Here is a 3,452-nt window from a genome sequence, read left to right as displayed (position 1 = left end):
TCACCATAATCAGTTTCCCATTGTTTTAATTGTTTACGCTGTGAAGGGTGGAAGTCCGTTAATCTCAATCTATTGGCAAAATATTGACTTACCCTGTGCTTACGGACAATAGGTTTAGTGTATTCTCTAATATTATCTAAATCATTAACGAGAGTCATTAGCCCTTTATTAGCCGTTAAAGACTTATCCATTTTACCTGTTACAAAATATTTAGTTAATAGTTTATATGTTTCTTCCGTTATGCCTTTTATGGATTTATTATGTTTCTTATGAATACTCAATACCGTATCTGCATATTTATGAATGAATCTATGTACCTTCTCATTGATATTTTTAGATAAGGGGAATACTTCTTTATTGCCAGTTACCTCTGCAACATAACCAGCCATATCGACAAAATCTCCACCGTGTTTTACAAATCCAGATATTCTTATTTTCTGGTCTTTATATTTTGCCGTTGTTAATTTTTTCTCTTTTCGTGCTATTGATTCATTTATGTTGTCCTTGAGTTCTTCGCTAGTTTCAATTTTAGCTTTTGCTTTATCTTCACCGCTCTTTTCTGAATACTGCTGAATTTTATCAATTCGCTCTTTAGTTTCTTCTTTTACCTGTTCGGTTTCTTCGTCATAATATCTGAAGCCTTCATCTATCTGTTTCTTAAATGACTTCAATGAAGCAATAAAATTCTTATATTCGTCTTGAGCTAAATCGTTAAGAGATTCTTTATCCGTTAATTGTTTCAATACAATATGCACTTCATCATAATCAAGGTCAATTTCATCCGCTATTGCATAAATAGTTTTACGCTGTTTATCGGTTATTGCTGGTTCTTTGTATTTTGGTTCAGCAATCTTTTCCTTTACTCTTTTTAATATTTCTCCAGAAGGTAAAATAGCTCTTTCTTTATAATACCCTTTCAGAATTTTATCGTAAATGTTTTCTATGTTGTGTTTGCTTCTCATAAAATTCTTTAATTTTCGCCACAATTTAACAAAGAAATTCTTTAATTTTCCTCTGTATGTAGTTATATCTTTCACATATTCAACAAATCCTTCTGCTCGTTTCTCTGCTGATTTTTCAAATCTTTCTGCTTGTGCTACTTCTTTATCTGTCATTAATAAATCTTCTACAAAATGGTATGTTTCGTGATAAGCGGTTACTTTCATATCACCCGTTTTTGCTACTTCTATCATTCCATTATAATATTTACCAAGAGCATTTTTCTTTTCTATTATCTCTGGCACTGTAGTAATATTGCGTGTTCCCGTAGCTTTGTAAAGTATGTTCTCAATTTCTTTAATATCGGCAGATTTGAATTTCTCAATTCCTATTCTATACTTCGGTTCTTCAAACACTTCTTTATATTTAGCATTCTTATCTTTTGTTGTTAAATCGCTTTTACCGAGTTTGCGATTCCAGAATATCTTGCCGAGATGATTGCCGTATTCTGCCTTACTGGGTGTAACTCCTTCTTTTTTGTATGCGTCATTTAGCATTGTTTCCAGCTTCTCGTTTTTAAGAAGTAAGTTTTGACCTCTTACAAGTTCTTTTTTGTGTTTAGTAATAAATTCCTTTACTTCGGAAACGGGGTAAACTTTTATCTTTTCTTTTACTTTTGGCTTTTCTTCTTTAACCACTTCGGGTTTCTTTTCTACTTTCGGCGGTTTCTCTCGTTCAACTAAATAGATAACATCAAAATCATCTACTTTATGTGTATCATCGTTTTCTATTTTGGCGATTCCTTTTTCTTCTACTGTTTCAATTACCGTACCTTTATGAATTTCACCCGTATCTTCGTCTATCCAACTAATCTTTTCACCTTTTTCCAAATCCAATCCAACAGTTCTGATTGCTTTCTTTTTTAGTTCTGCTATTTCTTCACTTATCGACAGCACCCCTTCTTCTACTTCTGGTTTTTCAAGTTTCATTAAATCCTGAAATACTTTTTCTTTAAATAATTCAGTGTCTCCTTCTTTAGTTGCGTAATATAAATCAGGTGCTAAATCTTTAAGTTCTTCTGTTACGGTATCAAATGCAGGAGCATCTTTTTTGTAAAGTGGCTGTATCCCAACATAATAATCCTTAAAATCTTCATCGCTGGTTTGAAAACCTAAAGCATAGTCCAAATATGGTATTCTTGCTCTATCAAATTCTTTTGGTATTTTAATCTGAATTCTACCTGTTGGTTTTTTTACAATTCGTTTCTTTTTCGGTGGTTTTTTCTCTACTGCTTTCTCTACGGGGGTGGGTTTGATAGGGTAATAACCTTGTTCGTTAATAGAATCTGCACTCGTAGTTAAATCTTTTACCTTTACTAATTTCTCTGCTATTTCATATTTTCCGTCAAGTATTGTTTCACCGTGTTCTGTTGCGTATTCCTTGTTTACGGTTACCCAATCTCCACTTTTTATACTTTTGGGTTCTCCTTTTTCTATTGCTCTATATATTTTTATCTCTTTTTCTGGCATATCTCGAACTGCTTGTAATATTGAAACAGTTTTGTTATCAAATACCTTTTCTCCTGTTCCAAAATATTGAACTGCATTTTCCGTATATATATCTTTTCCAAATGCTGGAATTAAATTATCAAGCCTTGCCCACCCTTCTTTTTCTGTTAATGGTTTGTGTCTATATCTTTCTTCTTTTGCTTCTTCAATAGCCATTTCTATTTGTAAATCCTCAGAAGTTCTCTTTTCAATTTCAGGCTTTTTAACGGGTTCTTTTACTTCGGGTATAACTTTAGTCGGTTCTTCAATTATCGGCGGTTCTACTACCTCTTTTTTAGCTTCAGGGACTATTTCTGGGGTAACTTCGGGTACTATCTCAACTGGCGGAGTTACTTCAGGTGGAATTTCGGTTGTGGGTGGGATAATTTCCGTTGGTTCTTCACCTAAAATTTCAGCTATTTCGGTTTGCGTTTTCTGTGCGTTCTTATTTGCAATATTACTTGTAATTTCTGTCACTACCTGGGCAGATGTTCCAGGTATTCCCATTACCATTAAACCAAGAGAACCTTTAAATGTTTCTGTAAGACGATTAACTATTTCTTCTGATGTGGCTTTAGTAAGGTCTGTATCTTCAATTTTATTGCTTAAATCCTTAGCAAATTCCGTTCCGAGTATGGTAACGATTTCCTGTGCTTCTTCCTGACCTAATTCGCCAGCCAAAAATTTAGCATAATCAATACCGACTTTCCCTAATGCTTTTGGTAGTTTTTCCTTTACAATTTCCTTTACTCCGAAGCCTAGTCCTCTTGATACTATTTTCCTTAACCCCGGTATTGTTCTTAATATCATAGAAATTTGGGAAAATTCTATCCCTGCATTTATTATTCCAACACCTTGCGATATAGGAATTGCATATTTATCGTCGATACCAAGTTCTTTCATTTCGTCATAGGCAAGTCCACCTTCAGCATAAGCCATAAACTTAGCACTTCCGTAAACTTGACC

Annotated in this window: 1 protein-coding gene; it reads right to left on the bottom strand. The window is 33.7% G+C overall.

Translation table 11 applies throughout. The features are described 5' to 3' along the window. A partial coding sequence (locus KAS42_06635; GenBank protein ID MCK4905894.1) for a hypothetical protein occupies nucleotides 1-3,425 on the bottom strand: 3,425 nt, incomplete at its 3' end. Nucleotides 3,426-3,452: the final 27 nt, after the last annotated feature.

The sequence above is a fragment of the bacterium genome (assembly GCA_023135785.1).
GTDB lineage: Bacteria > CAIJMQ01 > CAIJMQ01 > CAIJMQ01 > CAIJMQ01 > CAZNJA01.
Note: the sequence above shows the minus strand (reverse complement) of the source record. Positions and strands in the feature narration are given on the sequence as shown.